Source organism: Streptoalloteichus tenebrarius, from assembly GCF_024171885.1.
GTDB lineage: Bacteria > Actinomycetota > Actinomycetes > Mycobacteriales > Pseudonocardiaceae > Streptoalloteichus > Streptoalloteichus tenebrarius.
The window spans coordinates 131798-149828 of sequence record NZ_JAMTCP010000004.1; the positions used below are offsets into that span (position 1 = coordinate 131798).

Consider the following 18031-nt stretch of genomic DNA (forward strand, 5'->3'; position numbering starts at 1 on the left):
TGGCGTGGTCGTCAGAGCGTGAGAGGGCGCGCGGCGTGGTCGATCGTCAGGAGGCCGTGGTCGAGGCGCAGCCGCAGCGGCACGGGCCGCACCGTTCCGGATTCGCGGAGTGCCTCGGGGATGTAGTCCATGGTCGCGAGGCGCTCGGTGTAGTGCAGGAAACGGTGGCAGCCCACGGCGTCCAGAGGCGTGCGCCGGGCGGCCTCCACCAGCTCGGGCAGGGTGAAGCCGGATGGCTCGTCGGCTTGGATGATCTCGACGGTGCGCAGGTGCCGGTGGCGGACCAGGTGCGGGAAGCGCTGGCCGGCGAAGTGTCGGTAGAGGACGTACTCGGAGGCTCCCGTCCACTTCTCGGTGTTGGCGGTGGCGAGGAACGCGCGCCAGAACGGCCCGGGGTGGGCGTGGCGGACGCGCTGGGTGAGGTCGTTCAGGATGGCGCGGTCGAAGACCATGTGGTGGTGCATTCCGCTGTAGGGGTCGAGTGGCCGCCAGCCGGGGACCAGGCGTCTGGCGGCGTCGAGGGCGGAGTGTCGGGGCGGGAGCTGGTGGTGGCGGGTGCCCGGTCGCCAGTAGAGCGGATAGCCGTAGGGGAGCAGCGACCGTCGTCGCGTGTCGACGAAGGTGGTGTCGCGGAGAAGCGCCATGTCGGAGTCGACGACCAGGACGTGGTCGGGGGTGTTCTGGGGCAGCAGGTCGAAACACCGCAACTTCACCAGTTGTTGGAAGTACCAGGAGGCGTTGCCGGGATCGCGTCCGGTGTCGAGGAGAGCGGCGTTGATCTCCGCTGTGCTGGGAACGCAGCGTCGTTCGTCAATCCAGATGATCCGTGGGTCCTGGACGGGTGGTGTGTGGGGAAACCGTTGCGCCACAACGTGCAGCGCGGAAACCGGGTTGCGGCAGTGCCTCAGGATGCTGGACAGGCAGACACCCAGGCCGGGTAGATCCTTCGAGGCGGCCAGGACCAGCACGGCGACCGGTGGCAGATCGGGCACGGTCGCGCCGGTGGTGACCGTCGCTGGTGCTGGCATCGTGGAGCGTCCTTCCTGGCGGCGGACGAACGAGACCCGGTGAGCAGGCTGCGTGTTCTCCTTTCCGGGCCGAGTGGCTCCCGTGCTTGTCGCGCCCGAGCGAACTGTCCTGTGTGGACAGTATGCCTGCGGTGTCGTGATCGTGCCGGCGCCCGGTCGAGCCGAGGGCGGTGACGGGGGAACAAAGTCAATCGCTCTCCGGCGGGAGCGTCGTTAGCCTCACCGCGTGATCTATGAGCACCCACTGGCCTACCTCCTCGGGCTCGAAGGCATCGCCCTGATGCGCGCCTTCACTGGTGAGCACGACCGGGAGTTCGTCGAGTCCCGGATCGCGGAGATCCGCGACCTGCTGGACGACGAGTCGCTCGCGGGCGCGGCGATGGAGGTCGACCGCGTGAGCAGCGCCGAGGGCTACGGCGCGTGGGCGGCGACGTACGACGCGCCCGGCAACGCCGCGTTCGACATCGACGGCCCTCTCATCAGGGAGATCGTGGACGCGCTCCCGCCCGGTGTCGCCGTGGACGCCGCGTGCGGGACCGGGCGCGTCTCGGCGTTGCTCGCCGAACGCGGCCACCAGGTCATCGGGGTGGACGGCTCGCCGGAGATGCTCGCGCGGGCCGTCGAGCGGGTTCCGAGCGGGCGGTTCTCGGTCGGCGACCTCCACCGCCTCCCGGTCGGCGACAACGAGGCGGACCTGGTCGTCTGCGCGCTGGCGTTGACGCATGTCCCCGCGCTCGACCCGGTCATGGCGGAGTTCGCCAGGGTCCTGCGGCCCGGCGGTCACCTGGTGATTTCCGACGTCCATCCCGAGCGCGTGCTGCGCGGCTCCATCCCGGTGGTGCGGGGCGGGGACGGGCGGCCGGGGCGGCTGGAGTCCTATCGGCACCTGGTGGGGGACTACCTCCGGGCGGCGCTGCCGGTGGGTCTGCGGCTGCGGCGCTGCGAGGAGCCGCTGCCACCGGCGCCGCCGGCCGCGTCGTCGGTGGCAGCCGATGCCGCGCCTGCGGGGCCGAAGTCGACAGGGCCCAGGTCGCCGGGGCCGTGGGACCTGTGGCCGTGGAGCCTGCTCGGGCTGGTGCCCGAGGCGGCGCGGGCCGCCAACGCCGGAGTGCCGGCGATACTGCTCTGGCACTTCGAGCGGGAGTCCTGACCTCCGAGCCCCGGGCGGGTCGATGACCTCCGCTGTGGCTCGTCTCACTCCCCGGTCCGGGAACGGAGGAGGTGGGATCGGCCAAGGAGGTCCGTGCACATCGACAGCGCCGTGGCGGCGCAACGAGGGAGCCCGGAGATGGACCGGCTGGACGGGCCCGACGACCTGGCCGCCCTGTACGACCGGCACGCGAGGCCGCTGCACGCCTACCTCGCGGGCCGGGTGGGCGCGCAGGTCGCCGACGACCTGGTCGCCGAGGCCTTCCTGGTGCTGTGGGAGCAGCGCGCGCGGTTCGACCCGGAGCGGGCGAGCCTGCGCGCGTGGCTGTACGGGGTGGCGACGAACCTGCTGCGCAACCACGCCAGGGCGGAGGTGCGCAGGCTGCGCGCCTGGACGCGGCACGGCGCCGCCGAGGCCTACGACGTGGTGAGCACCCGGGCCGCCGACCGCACCGACGCCGGCGCGCTGAGCGCCCGGTTGGCGGCGGCGATCGCGGGGTTGCGGGCCGAGGAGCGTGACGTGCTGCTCCTGGTCGCGTGGGCGGACCTGACCCCGGCGGAGATCGCCGAGGTGCGGGGTGTGTCGCCGGCCACCGTCCGGACCCGACTGCACCGGGCCAGGACCCGGTTGCGGTCGGTCACCCCGGACGTCGACCCGGACACCGACGCGCACGAGCTGAGGATGCTTCGACCCGGACAGCGGCGGCAGGAGGGGCACGGCCATGCCTGAGCGGACGACTTCGGAGGAGCGGGTGGACCAGCGGGTCCGGGCCTTGTTGGCCGACGTGCCCCCGATGACCGAGCAGAGTTTCGTGGAGGGGCGCCAGCGCGTGCTGGCCGGCGCGGCCGAGGGCGCTCGCCCGGTGGCGGCGCGCCCCCTGGCGGGCAGGCGGGGCGCGGCGCGGTGGCTCGCCCTGGCCGCGGGCGTCGTCGTCCTCGCGGCGGGAGCCGTGGTCGGGGTGTCGGCACTCGGGCCGGACCACCAGCCCACGGCGTCGGCGGCCACCGTGCTGAACCGCGCCGCGGCCCTCGCGATCACCGTCGAGGACCCGGTGGTCAACCCCGGCCAGTACCACTACACGAAGACGCACCAGTGGGCGCTCGGCGTGGAGGCCGCCAAGGACAGGAACGGCAGGGCCTTCCAGTACCTGAGCGAGACCGTGTCGGAGGTCTGGCGGCCCACCACGTGGACCGACCAGTGGCTGGCCCGCAGCACGACCACCGGCCGCCGGCAGTGGATCGAGGGCAGTGAGGAGGAGGCCCGCGCGGCCGGGGTCCCGCTCGACGACGCGAAGACCACCGAGAACCGGGCGCCGTGCGGGGACTTCATCCCCGAGCTGGGCACCACCGGTCCCTGCCAGTTGGTCCAGGGGAGCTGGAACTACCCGACGCCGGAGTTCATGGCGGGACTGCCCCGCGACCCCCGGCAGCTCCACGACCGCATCAAGTCCTATGTGGACGGTCAGAAGGACCTGCGCGGCGGGGTGATCACGGTCGTCTCGCGCATGCTGAGCGCGGGATGGACGCCGAAGGACCTGCGGGCGGCCCTGTACCGGGTGCTCGCCGACCTGCCGGACATCCAGATCATGGAGCACAAGGCCAACCTCGACGGCCGCACGGGTGTCGCGTTCAGTGCGGGCGACACCGGCTCCACCCGCTGGGAGATCATCATCGATCCGGACACCGGCCGGTTCATCGGGGAGCGGGAGGTGGCGACCTCGGACTGGGAGGACGTCAGGGCCGGCACCCTGTGGACGTCGTCCTCGGTCGTCACCGGTGTCGCCGACGGCATGGGACAGCCACCCAGGGGCTGAGCGCCGCGCGAGCCAGGGGCCGTACGTCCTCGGGGGGACGTACGGCCCCGTCTGGTGTCACGGCGACGACGCGCAGCGCGTGTTCGCGCTGGATTGTCAGTGTGTGCTGCCACGATGCGACTGCTTCGTCGCCCTGCGGATCTGGAGGGTCCTGTGGTCGCGCATCTCAACCCCTACATCATTCTCCCCGGCACCGCCCGCCAAGCCGGAGAGTTCTACCGGAGCGTCTTCGGCGGGGAGCTGGTCCTGCGCACGTACGCGGACATCGGCGACCCGAACGTCCCGCACCCCGACCGGATCATGCACGGCGTGCTGGTGACCGACCAGGGGCACACGCTCATGGTGGCGGACGCGCCGCCGGGAGCGGACCACACGCGGGGGGACACCATCTCGTTGACCCTCAACGGTGACGACGCGGAGCTGCTCCGTGGTTACTGGGAGAAGCTGTCGAGCACCGGCACCGTCGTCACTCCCCTGGAGAAGCAGATGTGGGGAGACGAGTTCGGCATGTGCGTTGACCAGTTCGGCGTCTCGTGGATGGTCAACATCAGCCGACCACAGACGTGATGGCCGCGGTCGCCGGTCGAAGGGAGATCGACTGTCCTACGTGGAGCATCCTGGTGATGGCGGCCAGCCGCCGGGCGAGAACCCCGGGCGCGACGTTCAGGGGCGAAGCCGGTCCACGGGCTGGTGGCGCCTCTGAGAACTCGGTCCACAGGGGACAGACGCGCGAGCGGTGGCGGCCGACCGGGACAGTCAGTCGCCACCGCTCGCGTTCACTCAGCGGAGCGCGGTGTCGAGCGCGGTCATGAGGGTGCCGGTGTCACCGGACATCTCCCAGATCATCGCGCCGAGCAGCCCCTGGCCGCGGAGCCAGGCGCTCTTGCGTTGGATCGACCAGGCGTCGTCGAACGACCACCACTGCCCGCCGTTGCCGGTGAAGCAGTAGGTGGCCACCGCCTGTTCGTCGTGGTGGACGGTGCACCCGGGCACCGACGCGATCAGGTTGGAGTACCCCCGCGTCCCCGCCTCCTCCTGGAACTGGCCCGGCGCGGCGCCGGTCGCGGACTGCCACTCGCCGTTGCGGTCACCCGCCGCGACGCCCTGCCAGCCCCTGCCGTAGAACGCCAGCCCGACGGTGATCTTGCGGGGGTGCACCCCCGCGCGCAGGTACTCGTTGACGGCGTTCTCCACGCTGAAGTGGAACGAGTACGGGTCGTCCTTGTCCACGTACAGGTTGCCCTGGTGGCCGGTGCGGTTGGGCTCCCAGGAGTTGTCGCTGCCCGAGCCGTGGAAGTCGTAGCCCTGGACGTTGAAGATGTCCATGGACTGGGCGACCCGACCCAGCTCCCACCCGGCCGCGATCTTCGCCGGGTCGGCCGGGGTGAACGCGGTGAGCTGGTAGCGCTTCCCGGTCGTCGCGGTCAGCGCGTCGAGCTGACGGCGGAACTCCTCGATGAGCAGGGTGTTGTTCCGCTTGTCGTCCTTGCCGATGTGGTTGCCAGGATGGCCCTCGGCTCCCGGCCACTCCCAGTCGAGGTCGATGCCGTCGAAGATGCCCGCCGCGACGCCCTGGCCGCCCGCGCCGTTGTAGGTGGGCAGGTTGCCCTTGATGTAGATGTCGATGCAGGAGCTGACGAACTTCTTGCGCGAGGCGTCGGTCGCCGCCACGTCGGAGAAGTACTTGGAGAACGTCCAGCCGCCGAGGGAGATCAGCACCTTCAGGTGCGGGTGCTTGGCCTTGAGCTTGCGGAGCTGGTTGAAGTTGCCGCGCAACGGCTCCCAGCCGGTGTCGCCGACGCCGTCGACCGACTGTCCCGCGCTCATCGGCCGGCCGTAGTCGGCCTCGGCGTCACCGGCGCCGTCGCCCTGGTTGGGGTCCTGCGGGTTGGTCGACACGCCCTTGGTGACGCCCTGGAGGCAGGTGAGGTTGACCGGGTCGATGTTGCCGAAGGCGTAGTTGATGTGGGTCAGCTTGGCGGCCGCGCCGGTGGTGTCGAGGTTGCGGACGAAGTACTGGCGGCCGTAGATGCCCCACTGGACGAAGTAGCCGACCCGCGCGTACCCGTTGCCGACGATGTCGGACGTGCGGGCGCTGAGCGTGTTGCTCGGCTCGGAGACGTTGTCGTGGAGGTCGCGCGCGCGGACCGTGAAGGTGTAGTCGGTCGAGGGGGACAGCCCGTCGACCTTGGCCGTCGTGCCCGCGACCGTGGTGCGCAGGGTGGAGCCCAGGTAGATGTCGTATCCCGCGACGCCCTTGTTGTCCGTGGCCGGGTTCCACGCCAGCGTGACGCTCGTCGAGTCCACCGCGGTGCTGCGCAGGTTCGACGGTGCCGTGGGCGGTTGGGTGTCGTCCGCGGGGTTGTTGGTCGTGACGGTCAGCGGCGCGCTGGCCGGGGACAGGGTTCCCTTGGTGTCCTTGGCCTTCACGGTGAAGGTGTAGGCGGTGTTCGGGGTCAGGCCCGAGATCGTGGTGCTCGTGCCCGTGACGGACGCGGCGTGCGCGGTCCCGTTGTAGACCTCGTAGCCGGCGACCGGCAGTGAGCCGGGAGTGGAGGCGTCCCAGGCGAGGGAGACGGTCTTCGTCGTCTTCACCGGCGAGCGCAGGTTGGCGGGAGTGGACGGTGGGGCGTCGGGGCTGCCGTCGCAGTTGGCGTTGTTGACGCGGCAGGTCGTGGGTTGGACCGCCCTGCTGAGCGTGAACGACGGGCTGTACGGCTCGGTCGAGGAGCGGGCGCGGATGCTCTTGTTGTAGAACATCGGCGTCAGCGTGACGCTGGTGCCGTTCTGCGTCAGCGTCGCGTTCTGGGCGTTGCTCGCCGTCACGCCCGAGGGCAGGGTGAACACGAGCGACCAGTCGGAGATCGCGGCGTCGGTGTTGTTGTTGACCACGTACTTCCCGGTGGTGCCGCTGAGGGAGAAGGTCGCGGTGACCGGGGCCGGCGGGGGAGGGGGATCTCCGCTGCCGTCGCAGTTGGCGCCGTTGATCGTGCACGACGTCGGGTCGACGGCGGAGCTGAGCGTGAGGGTCGGGCTGTACGGCCCGGTGTCCTTGCCCGGCTGGATGGTGGAGACGTAGTGGGCGGGGGTGAGGGTGACCCGGTTGCCGTCCTGCGACGCGGTGGCGTGCTGGGCGTTGCTGACCGTGACGCCGGCGGGCAGGTCGAAGGCGATCGACCACCCGCTGACCGCCGAGGATCCGGAGTTGGCGACCACGAACGTGGCCTGGTTGCCGGTTCTGCTGAAGGTCGCCGTGAGCCCCGTCCCGGCCTCGGCAGGGGCGGCCAGGGCGAACAGGGTGGCGAGTGCCGTCAGGAACACGAGGGTTCTGCGCATGCGGACTCCCGTGGTGGAGAATCACGGCGGCGCGCGAGTGACGATATGTGGTCTGGACCACTCCGTCAATCACCAGAATCCGGCCGCGAGGCCGTGACGCTCCGGCCCGCCGCGTGAGGGCGACGGGCCGGATTCGCCACCGGGCTCCTTGTCCTCCGGGTGTTCGCTCCTTCGCTGCCTCCCCTTCTGACCCCGCCGGCCGTCAGAAGCCCCTGACGTCGGAGCCGCGCCTGGAACGACTCCCGTGCTGTCCGGTGCTCGTCAGGAACTCGATCTCCGCAGCGGTCTGCGCGGGGACGAAGTGCCCGATGCCGCGCAGCAGTCGCACCGTCGCGTGGGGGACGACGGTCTCCAGTCGCCGCTTGGTCTCCAGGGAGTCGAACATGACGTCCTCGTCCCCGACGACGACGTGCACGGGCATGGTCAGTCGCCGCAGGGTGTCGTCGTCGAACACCGGGAGCGCCGCGGGGCGGTACCGGTAGTTCCGCGACACGCGCAGCACCTCGTCGAGGACCAGTTCCGCCTGAGCCGGCGGTAGGGCCGACAGCGCGGGCCCCAGGGTTCCCGCCACCGACCTGCGCTGGCCCCAGCGGCCGAGCGGGCTCAGCAGGATCGCCTTGAGCAGGAACCCCTTCTTCTGCCTGCCGAGTCCCCCGGGACAGGACAGCGCCAGGCGTTCCACCCTGGCGGGTCGTCGGGTGGCGTAGTCCAGCGCCAGCCATCCGCCCAGGGACATCCCCATGATCCGCACTCGCTCCACCCCGAGGAGGTCCAGGACCGCGTCCAGCCACCGCGCGTACCGGTCGGAGTCCAACGGCGGCCGGGACGGCGCGCTCAGGCCGGGCTCGCCGATGACGTCGACGCAGTACACGCGGAAATGCCGCACCAGGTCCGGAATCCGGTCCATCCACTGTGTCGAGTTGCTCCCGGAGCCGTGGAGCAGCACCAGTGGGGGAGCGTCGGCGGGGCCGGACGCGAGGACGAAGGTCTCGCCCTCGGGGGTGGGGACCTGGAGCCGCTCGTGGTCGGTCGGCCAGCGCTCCAGGGCGTTCAGGTAGCGCGTGCGGAGCAGACGGGCCCCGGCTTCGGATCGGTAGATGCTCACGCTGCGGCTCCTGGGTGACGGCGCGGGAGGGCGCTGGTCAGGTCGAGGGTGTACTGCGAACGTGCGATCCAGCCGCACAAACAATACCGTAACATGCCGTGAAGTGCCCTTCAGTGGGATTTATGGGGAACTTTGCGGAATGGTGGGGGCGACTGTGGGGATGCTGGGGTCGCGGACGTGAGTTCCGACTCGCGGCGGGTCCGCGTGGACTCCCTGTCTCGCTCGCGCGAGTTGAGCCCCCTATTGCTTCAGTGTCGACTAAAATTATCTCTCCAATCCGGAAAAGTCCCGAACAACAGAGCGACCAACGAGAAGCCAGGAGATGAAAAGGTCGAGCAGCCGTGACGGCGCACCTTGTGAGCGGGCGAGCCCAGGCCCGGCCGTGTGGGGGAAAGCCCTGATCGGTTCCGTCATCTGACGAAAGGGGTCGGACCTTTGGCTGGTCAGGGAACGGTTGTCGAGCCGTACGCGCAGGGCATGCTCGACGTGGGCGACGGCAACCTCGTGTACTGGGAGACGTGCGGGAACCCGGAGGGCAAGCCCGTGCTCGTGGTCCACGGGGGACCGGGGTCTGGCTGCTCGCCGGGGATGCGGCAGATGGCCGATCCCGACCTGTTCCGGGTGGTGTTGTTCGACCAGCGCGGGTGCGGTCGCAGCACCCCGCACGCGAGCGATCCCGCCACGGACATGGACCACAACACCACGGCGCACCTGGTGGCCGACATGGAGGCGTTGCGCGAGCACCTCGGGATCGAGCGGTGGCTCCTGCTCGGCGGCTCCTGGGGCTCCACGCTGATCCTGGCCTACGCGGAGCGGTACCCACACCGGGTCTCGGAGATCATCATCTCCGCGGTGACCACGACCCGGCAGTCGGAGATCGACTGGCTGTACCGGGACGTGGCGTGCTTCTTTCCCGAGGCGTGGGAGCGGTTCCGGGCGGCGGTGCCGGAGGCGGACCGTGACGGCGACCTGCTCGCCGCCTACGCGCGCCTGATGGACGATCCCGACGTGGGGGTGCGGGAGAGGGCGGCGCGGGCGTGGTGCGAGTGGGAGGACACGGTCGTGTCGTTGGAGCCCGGCGGCAGGCCGGGCTTCTACGGTGATCGTCCGTTGGCCGAGCTGGTGGCGTTCGTGCGGATCTGCGCGCATTACAGCGCGAACCGGGCGTGGCTGGAGGACAACGTCCTGGTGCGGGAGGCCGGGCGGCTGGCGGGCATCCCGGGCGTGTTGATCCATGGCCGGCTCGACCTGAGTTGTCCGGTGGGCACCGCATGGGAGTTGGCGCGGTCCTGGCCCGACGCGGAGCTGGTCGTTCTGGAGGACGCCGGGCACCAGTGGACCGCGTCGAAGCGTGCGGCTCTGCGTGCGGCTCTCGCCAGGTTCGCCCCGCGCTGAAGCCGCCCTCGGGCCCGGGGCTGGCCGTGGGTGATCCATCGGGCGACCCGGCGCGGGGTTGAGTGGGGCAGTGCCGGGGTGTGCCCGTGGTCGGGCGCACCCCGGCGGGGGAGGGGTCAGACCGCTGGCGGGCGGTGGTCGGAACGGTTCTGCTGGGGCTGTTGGCGTGGTTCGTAGCGCCCCGGGGTCTGGGTGGTGGGTGGCCTCGGCCTTCGAGGTGTCCTGGCTTCAGCCGGTGATCGCGGCGGGGTGTGTGGGTTCGGGTTGGCGGCGCAGAGGAGGTGGTCTCGGGGCGCTCAGTGACCGCTCGGGCTGGTGCCGTACGGGTTCGTCATCACCAGACCGATCCTGTTCGAGGGGCTGAGGTACCGCCGGGAGACGAGGGGGTGCTGGTGCCGGCGCGGTCGCGGGCCGTCGGACCTGGTCTGGGGTGTGGCTCGGGTGGCCGCTGGCGGCGGGTGGAGATCGGCGACCGCCGGACCTGTGAGGTGATGCGGGAGCACCTGGCGTCGAGGGGGTTCAGGCGGGCTTTCGCACGGTGGTCGTGTCGCTGGTCAGCGGTCGTCCGTCGGCGGCCACGGGGACGACCGGCGGGACGACGGCGCCGTGGTCGTCGACCAGGACCGAATGCGTCTCACCGGCGTCGTAGGCGTGGCGCTCGCCCCACTGGCGGAGTGTGACGATCACGGGGAACAGGTCCTTGCCGGCCGGGGTGAGCGCGTACACGCGCCGTTTGCCCGTCGGGGCCTCGACCTGGGCGATCAGGCCGTGGGCGACGAGCTTGCGGAGCCGGTCGGCGAGGATGTTGCGGGCGATGCCCGTGCGCTGCTGGAAGTCGGTGAACGAGCGGGCGCCGTCCATCGCGTCCCTGATGATCAGCAGGCTCCACCGGTCGCCGACCACGTCCACCGCCCGCGCGACCGGGCAGTTCGGGTCCGTCCACGCGAGGTTCCTCCCCGCCGCGTCGTCGCGTGCCATCGCCCCTCCCATGAGTTGCTCGTTGAAACCATTCTGGTCTAGCCTGGCAAAGAGTTTCAAATTGCAACCGACTGGGGGTCGTGGTGGGCCGAGGGACGAGGCTGCTGCTGGCGGTGGTGTGCGGGGTGGCGGTCGCCAGCGTCTACGCCGGGCAGCCGGTGCTGGGACCGATGGGGCACGACCTCGGCGTGGGCCGCGACGCGGTCGGCTGGTTCGTGGCCGTGGGGCAGCTCGGCTACCTCGTTGGGCTGGTGCTGCTGGTGCCGCTGGGCGACATGCTCGACCGTCGACGCCTGATCGCCGCGCACCTGGGGCTGGTGGCGGTCGGTCTGGGTGTCACCGCGGTCGCACCGGTCGCCTGGCTGGCGTTCGGCGGTCTCGCCGTCGCGGGCCTGTTCGCGGTGGTGGTGCAGACCGCGGTCGCCTACGCGGCCTCGATCTCTCCGCCCGAGGAGCGCGGGCGCAACCTCGGTGTCGTCACCTCCGGCGTGGTGGTCGGCATCCTCGGGGCCCGGGTGGTCACGGGAGGCCTGGCGGACCTGTGGGGCTGGCGCAGCAGCTACCTCGCCCTGGCGGTCCTCGCCGCCGGGCTCTGCGTGCTCAGCCTCGTGGCGCTGCCGGCGGAGGTCCGTGCCGGGGCCGAACGGTACGGGCAGGTGATCCGGTCCCTGGGTGGGCTGTTCGTCCAGCCGACGTTCCTCAGCCGCGGGCTGATCGCCTTCTTCCTCTTCGCCTCCTTCGGCACCCTGTGGAGCGGCATGGCGCTGCCCCTGGCCGGTGAGCCGTGGCACCTGAGCGAGGCGCAGGTCGGGTTGTTCGGCATCGCCGGGCTCGCCGGCGCTCTGGGGGCGGCCCGGTCCGGCCGCTGGGGCGACGCCGGGCACGCCAGCCGGGTCACCGGCGTCGCGCTCGCCCTGCTGCTCGGCTCGTGGCTCGCGATCGGACAACTCGGCTGGTCGCTGCTCCTGCTGATCCTCGGCGTGGTCGTGCTCGACTTCGCCGTCCAGGCCGTGCACGTCAGCAACCAGCACGTCCTCACCACCGCGTACGCCGACCGCACCAGCAGCACGATCGGCGGATACATGGTCTTCTACTCCCTCGGCTCCGCGTTCGGCGCCACCGCGACCACCGCGCTGTTCGACGCCGCGGGCTGGACCGGCCCCACCGTCCTCGGCGCGGCGCTCGCGCTCTGCGCACTCGTCACCTGGGCGCTCACCGGCCGCACGACCAGCCGTCGCCCGCGCCACGTGGACAGTGCGGTCGGCATGGGATGAGTCGGTGCGGGGGTGGCCTCAGGCGGAGCGGTGGAGTGCGTCCAGCACCAGCCGGACCAGTCCTTCGGGGTCCTCCAGGTGGACGTCGTGGGTGGTGGGCAGGCTGGTCGCCGAGACCAGGGGGTTCTGGGCGGCGACCAGGGCCAGGTCGCGGGCGATGCCCCGGCGGTGCGCGGCGAAGGCGTCGGCCACCGCCGGGGGGAGTTCCTCCTCGTCCTCGTCTTCCTCGCGCTCGCTGGAGATGACCAGCAGCGGGCAGCGGGCCTCGCGGTAGACCGCGAACAGGTCGAAGCCCTCGAACGTCGCGAGGTACTGCTCCAGGTCGGGGTTGGGTCCGTCCTCGGCGTCGAGTTCGGCGAGGAACGCGGTGACCGCCTCGTGCGCTGCGGCGGCCGCGTCCGGGTCGGGGGCGTCGTAGCTGCGCGGGCCCTGGGGGTCGCCGTGGCCGTCGACGTTGACGGCCAGGGGGCACTCGGGGTGTTCGCGTGCCCACAGGGCGGCGACCATGCCGCCCAGGGAGTGCCCAACGACGGCGGGGCGGGCCAGCTCCAGGTGCGTGACCACGGCGGCGAGGCCCTCGTCCCAGCCCCAGGGGGCGGGGGAGGACCCGCCGTGTCCGCGCAGGTCCATCGTGACCGGTCGGAGTCCGGCGTCGCGCAGCAGCGGCACGAGTCCGGACCAGTCCCGCTGGTCGCGTCCCCTGCCGTGCAGGAGCACCAGCGCCTAGCCCTGGCCGCCCCGGTCGTGGACGGCGAGCCGGACGCCGTCGGACGTCGTGATCATCTTCTCGGACACGGCGCGAGGGTCACAGCGGGAGCCGAGGGCGCACAACGGGTTTTCGGTCTGGGACGGGGCGTGGCGAACTGACGGCATGTCGTGCTGGTCGTGAGTCGGGGTGGCGGTTGGCCGGCGCTCGGGCTTGAGCAGTCCCAGCGACTGGTGGTGGCGCACCCGCTTTCGCGGAGGGCGAACGCCAGGTGCGGGGACTCACGGCAGTGGGTCGCGTGACGCCCGGTGGATCTAGGGTCGTTGCGTGAGCACGTATCTGGTGACCGGGGCGACCGGCAACGTCGGCCGGCACGTCGTGACCGGCCTGGTGGACGCGGGCCACGCGGTTCGCGCCCTGGTGCGGGACCCCGAGCGCGCGGCCCTGCCGGACGGGGTGGAGGCGGTGCGCGGTGATCTGGCGTCCCCGTCGACGCTGGAGCCGGCGCTGCGCGGGGTGGACGGCGTCTACCTGATGTGGCCGGGCATCCCGGTGCGGCCTGAGGTGATCGAGCTGGTCGCCGCGCACGCGCGGCACGTCGTCTACCTGTCCACCGACGTGGCCGACCTCGCCGAGGGGGAGCGGGCGACCTCCTACCACCAGGAGATCGAGCGGCTGCTCAGGAACTCGGCCGCCGGGTGGACGTTCCTGCGGGCGATCGACTTCGCCACCAACGCCCTGGCCTGGGCCGAGGGCGTCCGGCAGGGCGTGGTGCGCGGGCCGTACGCGGCGGCGTCCCGCTCCCTGATCCACGAGCGCGACATCGCCGACGTCGCGGTGCACGCGCTGACCACCGACGGCCACCACGGTGCCCGGTACCTGGTGACGGGGCCGGAGTCGCTGACCCACGCCGAGCTGGTGCGGATCATCGGCGAGGAGGCGGGCCGCGAGGTGCGGTGGGAGGAGGTGCCGGTGGAGATCGCGCGGGAGCGGATGGTGGCGGCGCTGGGCGACGCCGCGTTCGTCGACGCGCGGCTGGCGGTGTACCGGTCCTTCGTCGACACCCCCGAGGTGGTGACCGACACGGTGGAGCGGCTGCTCGGGCGGCCGGCGCGGACGTTCCGGTCCTGGGTACGGGACCACGTGGACGCCTTCCGCTGAGCGCGGGTGTTCCCGGCTCGGCGCGCGGGAGCCGGTGGTCGGGGTGGTGGTCGGCTGGTCGTCCGGGGCCGCCACCCCGACCCCGGGAACGGGTCGGCTCCGCCGGTCAGTCGCGGAGCGCCTGGTAGTCCAGGGTGTGGAAGTCCCACACCAGGCCGCGTGAGTCCCGGGTCCATCTTTACGGTGCCCAGGCCGCCGTCCCAGCCGAACTGGCCGAGGTGGGCGAAACCCCGGCGGCGGGTCCGCACACCCATGCCGAAACCGAACCCGCCGTGGTCGCAGAACAGGTGGGGGACCTGGTCTTTTCCCTTCTGCTCGGGGTGAGTTGGTCCGTGGTCATCAGCTCGACCGACTGCCGCGACAGGACGTGCGTCCCGTCGGTGCCCACGACCCCGGCCAGCAGCATGCGGCAGAACGCGAGGTAGTCGTCGGCGGTGGAGACCAGGCCGCTGCCGCCCAGCTCCAGGGGCTGGGAGCGGCTGTGCCGGCCGCCGCCGGCCGGGGTCGTACACGGTGAGCGCTCCGATGCTCGGGCCGTGGGCGTAGCCGGTGGGCAGCCGGTGGATGTTCTCCTTGGGCACCAGAACCCGGAGTCGGTCATGCCCAGTGGGGTGCACAGGCGGTCCTGGAGGTAGGAGCCGAACGTCTGGCCGGTGACCCCGGCGACCAGCAGGCCGAGTACGTCGGCTCCGGTGTGTAGAGCCAGCGGTCTCCCGGCGGGTACACGCGTCCCTGCTGAGCGGGGTCGGTGCGGCCCGGCTCGGGTCGAACACGGTGCGGATCTCCGAACGGCCAGTCGCCGTTCTGCTCGCTTGACGGGTGTCAGGGTTGGGCGGCGATGGCGTTGGGGGCACGAGGATTCGCGTCCCGGGAGAGTCCCTGACGTAGCGGTCCGGGGTAGGGGAGAGGGACCTCCCTGCTGTCGACGCCCCGGCGGCGTCCTGGTGGTGTCGGCAGCAGAGCTTTCCCTGTGCTCCCTCGCCTTTCCCGAGGCTCTGCCCGGTGACCTCGGCGCGGCCCCGCTGGTTCTGCGCACCGCGCTCTTCCTTCGCGATCTCGTGGAGCTTGCCCGCCCTGTGTCCCCGATGATTTCAGTGCTGATCAAAATCATCACTAAACCAAGGGGCAAGCTCAGCCCCCACAAAAGACCAAGCAACGAAGAGAGGACCTCAGCGCTTCGGCGCAGTAGGCGAGGTGGGGATGCGCTCTGGTTAGCCGCTGACGGCGACGCTGTCGCGCTAGCTGGTGATCTTGCTGATCCTCAAGCAGACGCGGCGGGTCTCCCACACCGGACGCTGGCCCTTCCCCGGCGAGGTCCCGCGGATACCTGCTGATCAACGCGCGCGGACCATGGGGAACACCTGCGGGATCTCGTCCATGGTGTCGCGCTGGCCAAGCTGCGGATGATGTTCGGATCGTCTGCTGTCCGCTCACGGTGGGAGGGCGGGGACTGTCGGCCCCCGCCCTCCCACTGTGAGGCTCTGGTGTCCTCAGTGGTCCTGGTGGTCGCGCCACCATGCCTTGCCGGATTCGGGCAGCGTCTGGATGGGGTCGTAGTAGGGGTAGCGCCGGGTCAGGGCGTCGGGGTCGTCGAGTTCGATGTGGGTGCGGTAGTTCTTCGTCCAGTAGGACACGCCTCGTTCACGGTCGTACTCGGCGACCTGGTGGACCCAGCGCTTGCCGACGTAGGGGACGTCGCAGACGATGCGCGGCGTGGCGTAGCCGGGCAGGTAGCCCATGATCGCGTGTTGGAGGGCCTGGGCCTCCCAGACGGCGACGCGCCAGTGTTCGGCGTTGGGGATCATGTCGCACATGTAGAAGTAGTAGGGCAGGATGTTCGCCTCGCCCTGCAACGCGAAGCACAGGTCGAGCAGGTCCGCGGGGGTGGCGTTGACGCCCCGCAGCAGGACTCCCTGGTTGCGCACGTCGCGGACGCCGACCTCCAGCGCGGTCCTGGCGGCCTCGGCCACCAGTGGGGTGACGGACTGGACGTGGTTGACGTGGGTGTGGATGGCGAGGTTGACGCCGCGTCGGCGTGCGGTGGTGGCGACGCGTTGCAGGCCCTCGACGACGCGGGGCTGGAGCCAGTGTTGGGGTAGGCCGGCGAGTGCCTTGGTGGCGAGGCGGACGTCGCGGACGGAGTCGATGTCCAGTAGGCGCATCAGGAAGTTCTCGAGCTGGTGCCAGGGGACGTTGGCGACGTCGCCGCCGGAGACGACGACGTCGCGCACGCCGGGGGTGCGCTTGAGGTAGTCGAGCATCTGTTCCTGGCGGTCGACGGGTTTGAGGGTGAGCTTGTGCTTGTCGACCTGGGTGGTGGAGTTGCCGACGAGGTCCATGCGGGTGCAGTGGCCGCAGTACTGGGGGCAGGTGGAGAGCAGTTCGGCCAGGACCTTGGTGGGGTAGCGGTGGGTGAGGCCCTCGACGACCCACATCTCGGCCTCGTGGAGGGAGTCGCGGGTGGCGAGGGGGTGGGTGGGCCAGTCGGGGTGGCGGTCGGAGCGCACGGGGAGCATGTAGCGGCGGACGGGGTCGGCGTAGAAGGCCCGGGTGAACGCCTCGGGTGTGGTGGGGGCGTGGGGGGCCATGGTGTTGAGCATCTGGGGTGGGAGCAGGGTGGACATGGTCGCCATCTGTTCCTGGTCGGCGGCCAGGTCGTCGTAGAACCGCTCGGTGAGCAGGTCGCCCATGACGGCGCGGAGTTGGCGGGTGTTCTTGACGCAGTGCGCGCGTTGCCACTGCGCGTCGCGCCACTGGGCTTCGGTGACGTCGTGCCAGCCGGGGAGTCGGCGCCAGTCGGGCTCGACGAGTTCGTGTCGCGCGTAGTCGTAGGGCTGTCGGCCGGTGCGCGCGATGGCCTCGGAGACGGTGTCGCGGGTGTACTCCGGCGTGGCCGCTGCTTCGTGAACCGCAGTCATAACTTCTCCTAGCCCTCAGGGTGGCGTAAAGATTATGCTGCCACCAACCTGATTCGCCGTAAATCTTCCGGAGGCGGACGTGACGGAGGCGCCGGTGTCGCGGTCGGGACAGACTGACGCCATGGAGTCGTCCCCTTACGGGCTGCATCGGGTGGTCGAGCCGGTGGGGGTGCTGCCGCAGCAGGCGTGGCGGTTGGACCCTGATCCGCGGCCGTGGCCGGACGAGGTGGTCGTCGACGTCGAGCGGTTGAACCTGGACGCGGCGTCGTACCGGCAGTTGCGGGAGGCGCACATCAGTGGCGCGGCGGTGCGGCACGCGGTGCTCCAGATCGTGGATGAGCGCGGGAAGATGCAGAACCCGGTGACCGGCTCGGGCGGGATGTTGCTGGGCACGGTGCGGGAGGTGGGGCCGCGGTCGCCGTTGGGGTTGCGGGTGGGTGACCGGGTGGCGACGTTGGTGTCGTTGACGTTGACGCCGTTGCGGATCACTGACGGGTTGGTGGACTGGGACGGGGCGTCGGAGCAGGTGCCGTGTCGGGGGACGGCGGTGTTGTTCGGGCGGTCGATCGCGGCGGTGTTGCCGGAGGACCTGCCGGAGGCGTTGGCGTTGTCGGTGCTGGATGTGGCGGGTGCGCCGGCGTTGACCGACCGGGTGGTGCGGCGGCGGGTGGCGGCTTTCGGGCGGGCGCCGGCGGTGTGTGTGCTGGGTGGGGGCGGCAAGTCGGGGTCGTTGTCGTTGGCGGCGGCGCGGCGGGCGGGTGCTGGTCGGTTGGTGGCGGTGGTGCCGTCCGAGGCCGAGGCGGGGCGGGTTCGGGGCGTGGGGTTGGCCGACGAGGTGGTGGTGGCTGATGCGCGGGACCCGTTGGGGTTGGTGGCGGCGCTCGGTTCCCGGGTGGACGTGACCGTGGTGTGTGTGGATGTGGCGGGGTGTGAGCACGGGGCGGTCCTGGCCACGGCGGACGGGGGCACGGTGGTGTTCTTCTCGATGGCGACGTCGTTCTCGGCGGCGGCGTTGGGGGCGGAGGGGTTGGCCGCGGACGTGGAGATGCTGGTGGGCAACGGGTACGTGCCGGGTCACGCGGAGTTCGCGTTGGGGTTGGTGCGGTCGGAGCCGGGGGTGCGCGCGTTGTTCGAGGCGCGGGAGCGGCAGACTCCGCTGGTGTGACT

Annotated in this window: 15 protein-coding genes; 8 read left to right on the top strand and 7 right to left on the bottom strand. The window is 71.2% G+C overall.

Translation table 11 applies throughout. From position 1 onward, the window contains the following. Window positions 1-11: 11 nt before the first annotated feature. Window positions 12-1028, bottom strand: a complete 1017-nt coding sequence (locus tag LX15_RS05870) for a DUF6492 family protein (RefSeq protein ID WP_253668454.1) — start codon at window positions 1026-1028, stop codon at window positions 12-14. A gap of 226 nt (window positions 1029-1254) precedes the next feature. Here LX15_RS05870 and LX15_RS05875 point away from each other — a divergent pair, with 226 nt between their 5' ends. From LX15_RS05875 to LX15_RS05890, 4 genes are all read left to right on the top strand, one after another. Further along, a complete protein-coding gene (locus tag LX15_RS05875) occupies window positions 1255-2178 on the top strand; it encodes a class I SAM-dependent methyltransferase (protein ID WP_253668455.1) in 924 nt (307 codons plus the stop codon). A 93-nt stretch (window positions 2179-2271) separates the two neighbouring features. Next, complete coding sequence (locus tag LX15_RS05880; protein WP_253668456.1) at window positions 2272-2907, top strand: RNA polymerase sigma factor; 636 nt, start codon at window positions 2272-2274, stop codon at window positions 2905-2907. Next, on the top strand, window positions 2900-3991 hold the full coding sequence (locus tag LX15_RS05885) for a CU044_5270 family protein (protein ID WP_253668457.1): 1092 nt from the start codon (window positions 2900-2902) through the stop codon (window positions 3989-3991). Before LX15_RS05880 ends, LX15_RS05885 begins: the two co-directional genes overlap by 8 nt. Window positions 3992-4144: 153 nt before the next feature. Further along, the gene (locus LX15_RS05890) at window positions 4145-4558 is read left to right on the top strand and encodes a VOC family protein (RefSeq protein WP_253668458.1); all 414 of its coding nucleotides are present in this window, start codon (window positions 4145-4147) and stop codon (window positions 4556-4558) included. A 213-nt stretch (window positions 4559-4771) separates the two neighbouring features. On the opposite strand, the gene LX15_RS05895 is transcribed toward LX15_RS05890, so the two are convergent. Next, a complete protein-coding gene (locus LX15_RS05895) occupies window positions 4772-7327 on the bottom strand; it encodes a glycosyl hydrolase family 18 protein (protein ID WP_253668459.1) in 2556 nt (851 codons plus the stop codon). A 202-nt stretch (window positions 7328-7529) separates the two neighbouring features. Further along, the gene (locus LX15_RS05900; RefSeq protein ID WP_253668460.1) at window positions 7530-8432 is read right to left on the bottom strand and encodes an alpha/beta fold hydrolase; all 903 of its coding nucleotides are present in this window, start codon (window positions 8430-8432) and stop codon (window positions 7530-7532) included. Between the two features lie 435 nt (window positions 8433-8867). Here LX15_RS05900 and pip point away from each other — a divergent pair, with 435 nt between their 5' ends. After that, complete coding sequence (gene pip / locus LX15_RS05905; RefSeq protein ID WP_301304085.1) at window positions 8868-9827, top strand: prolyl aminopeptidase; 960 nt, start codon at window positions 8868-8870, stop codon at window positions 9825-9827. A gap of 519 nt (window positions 9828-10346) precedes the next feature. Here pip and LX15_RS05910 read toward each other — a convergent pair. Further along, window positions 10347-10805 (bottom strand): winged helix-turn-helix transcriptional regulator, encoded by a 459-nt coding sequence (locus LX15_RS05910; RefSeq protein ID WP_253668461.1) that lies wholly within the window; start codon window positions 10803-10805, stop codon window positions 10347-10349. Window positions 10806-10888: 83 nt separating this feature from the next. Here LX15_RS05910 and LX15_RS05915 point away from each other — a divergent pair, with 83 nt between their 5' ends. Further along, a complete protein-coding gene (locus LX15_RS05915) occupies window positions 10889-12079 on the top strand; it encodes an MFS transporter (protein ID WP_253668462.1) in 1191 nt (396 codons plus the stop codon). A gap of 18 nt (window positions 12080-12097) precedes the next feature. On the opposite strand, the gene LX15_RS05920 is transcribed toward LX15_RS05915, so the two are convergent. Further along, window positions 12098-12796 (bottom strand): alpha/beta fold hydrolase, encoded by a 699-nt coding sequence (locus LX15_RS05920; RefSeq protein ID WP_253668463.1) that lies wholly within the window; start codon window positions 12794-12796, stop codon window positions 12098-12100. Between the two features lie 316 nt (window positions 12797-13112). Here LX15_RS05920 and LX15_RS05925 point away from each other — a divergent pair, with 316 nt between their 5' ends. Further along, complete coding sequence (locus LX15_RS05925) at window positions 13113-13946, top strand: NmrA family NAD(P)-binding protein (RefSeq protein ID WP_253668464.1); 834 nt, start codon at window positions 13113-13115, stop codon at window positions 13944-13946. 178 nt (window positions 13947-14124) lie between these two features. On the opposite strand, the gene LX15_RS33475 is transcribed toward LX15_RS05925, so the two are convergent. Together LX15_RS33475 and LX15_RS05930 are read right to left on the bottom strand one after the other, a co-directional pair. Then, window positions 14125-15057 carry a serine hydrolase domain-containing protein gene (locus LX15_RS33475; protein ID WP_372502415.1) on the bottom strand — a complete coding sequence of 311 codons (933 nt, stop codon included), beginning with the start codon at window positions 15055-15057 and terminating at the stop codon, window positions 14125-14127. Window positions 15058-15436: 379 nt separating this feature from the next. Further along, window positions 15437-16864 (bottom strand): KamA family radical SAM protein, encoded by a 1428-nt coding sequence (locus LX15_RS05930; RefSeq protein ID WP_253668465.1) that lies wholly within the window; start codon window positions 16862-16864, stop codon window positions 15437-15439. Window positions 16865-16985: 121 nt separating this feature from the next. On the opposite strand from LX15_RS05930, the gene kdd reads away from it, so the two are divergent. Further along, window positions 16986-18029, top strand: a complete 1044-nt coding sequence (gene kdd / locus LX15_RS05935) for an L-erythro-3,5-diaminohexanoate dehydrogenase (RefSeq protein WP_253668466.1) — start codon at window positions 16986-16988, stop codon at window positions 18027-18029. Window positions 18030-18031 lie beyond the last annotated feature (2 nt).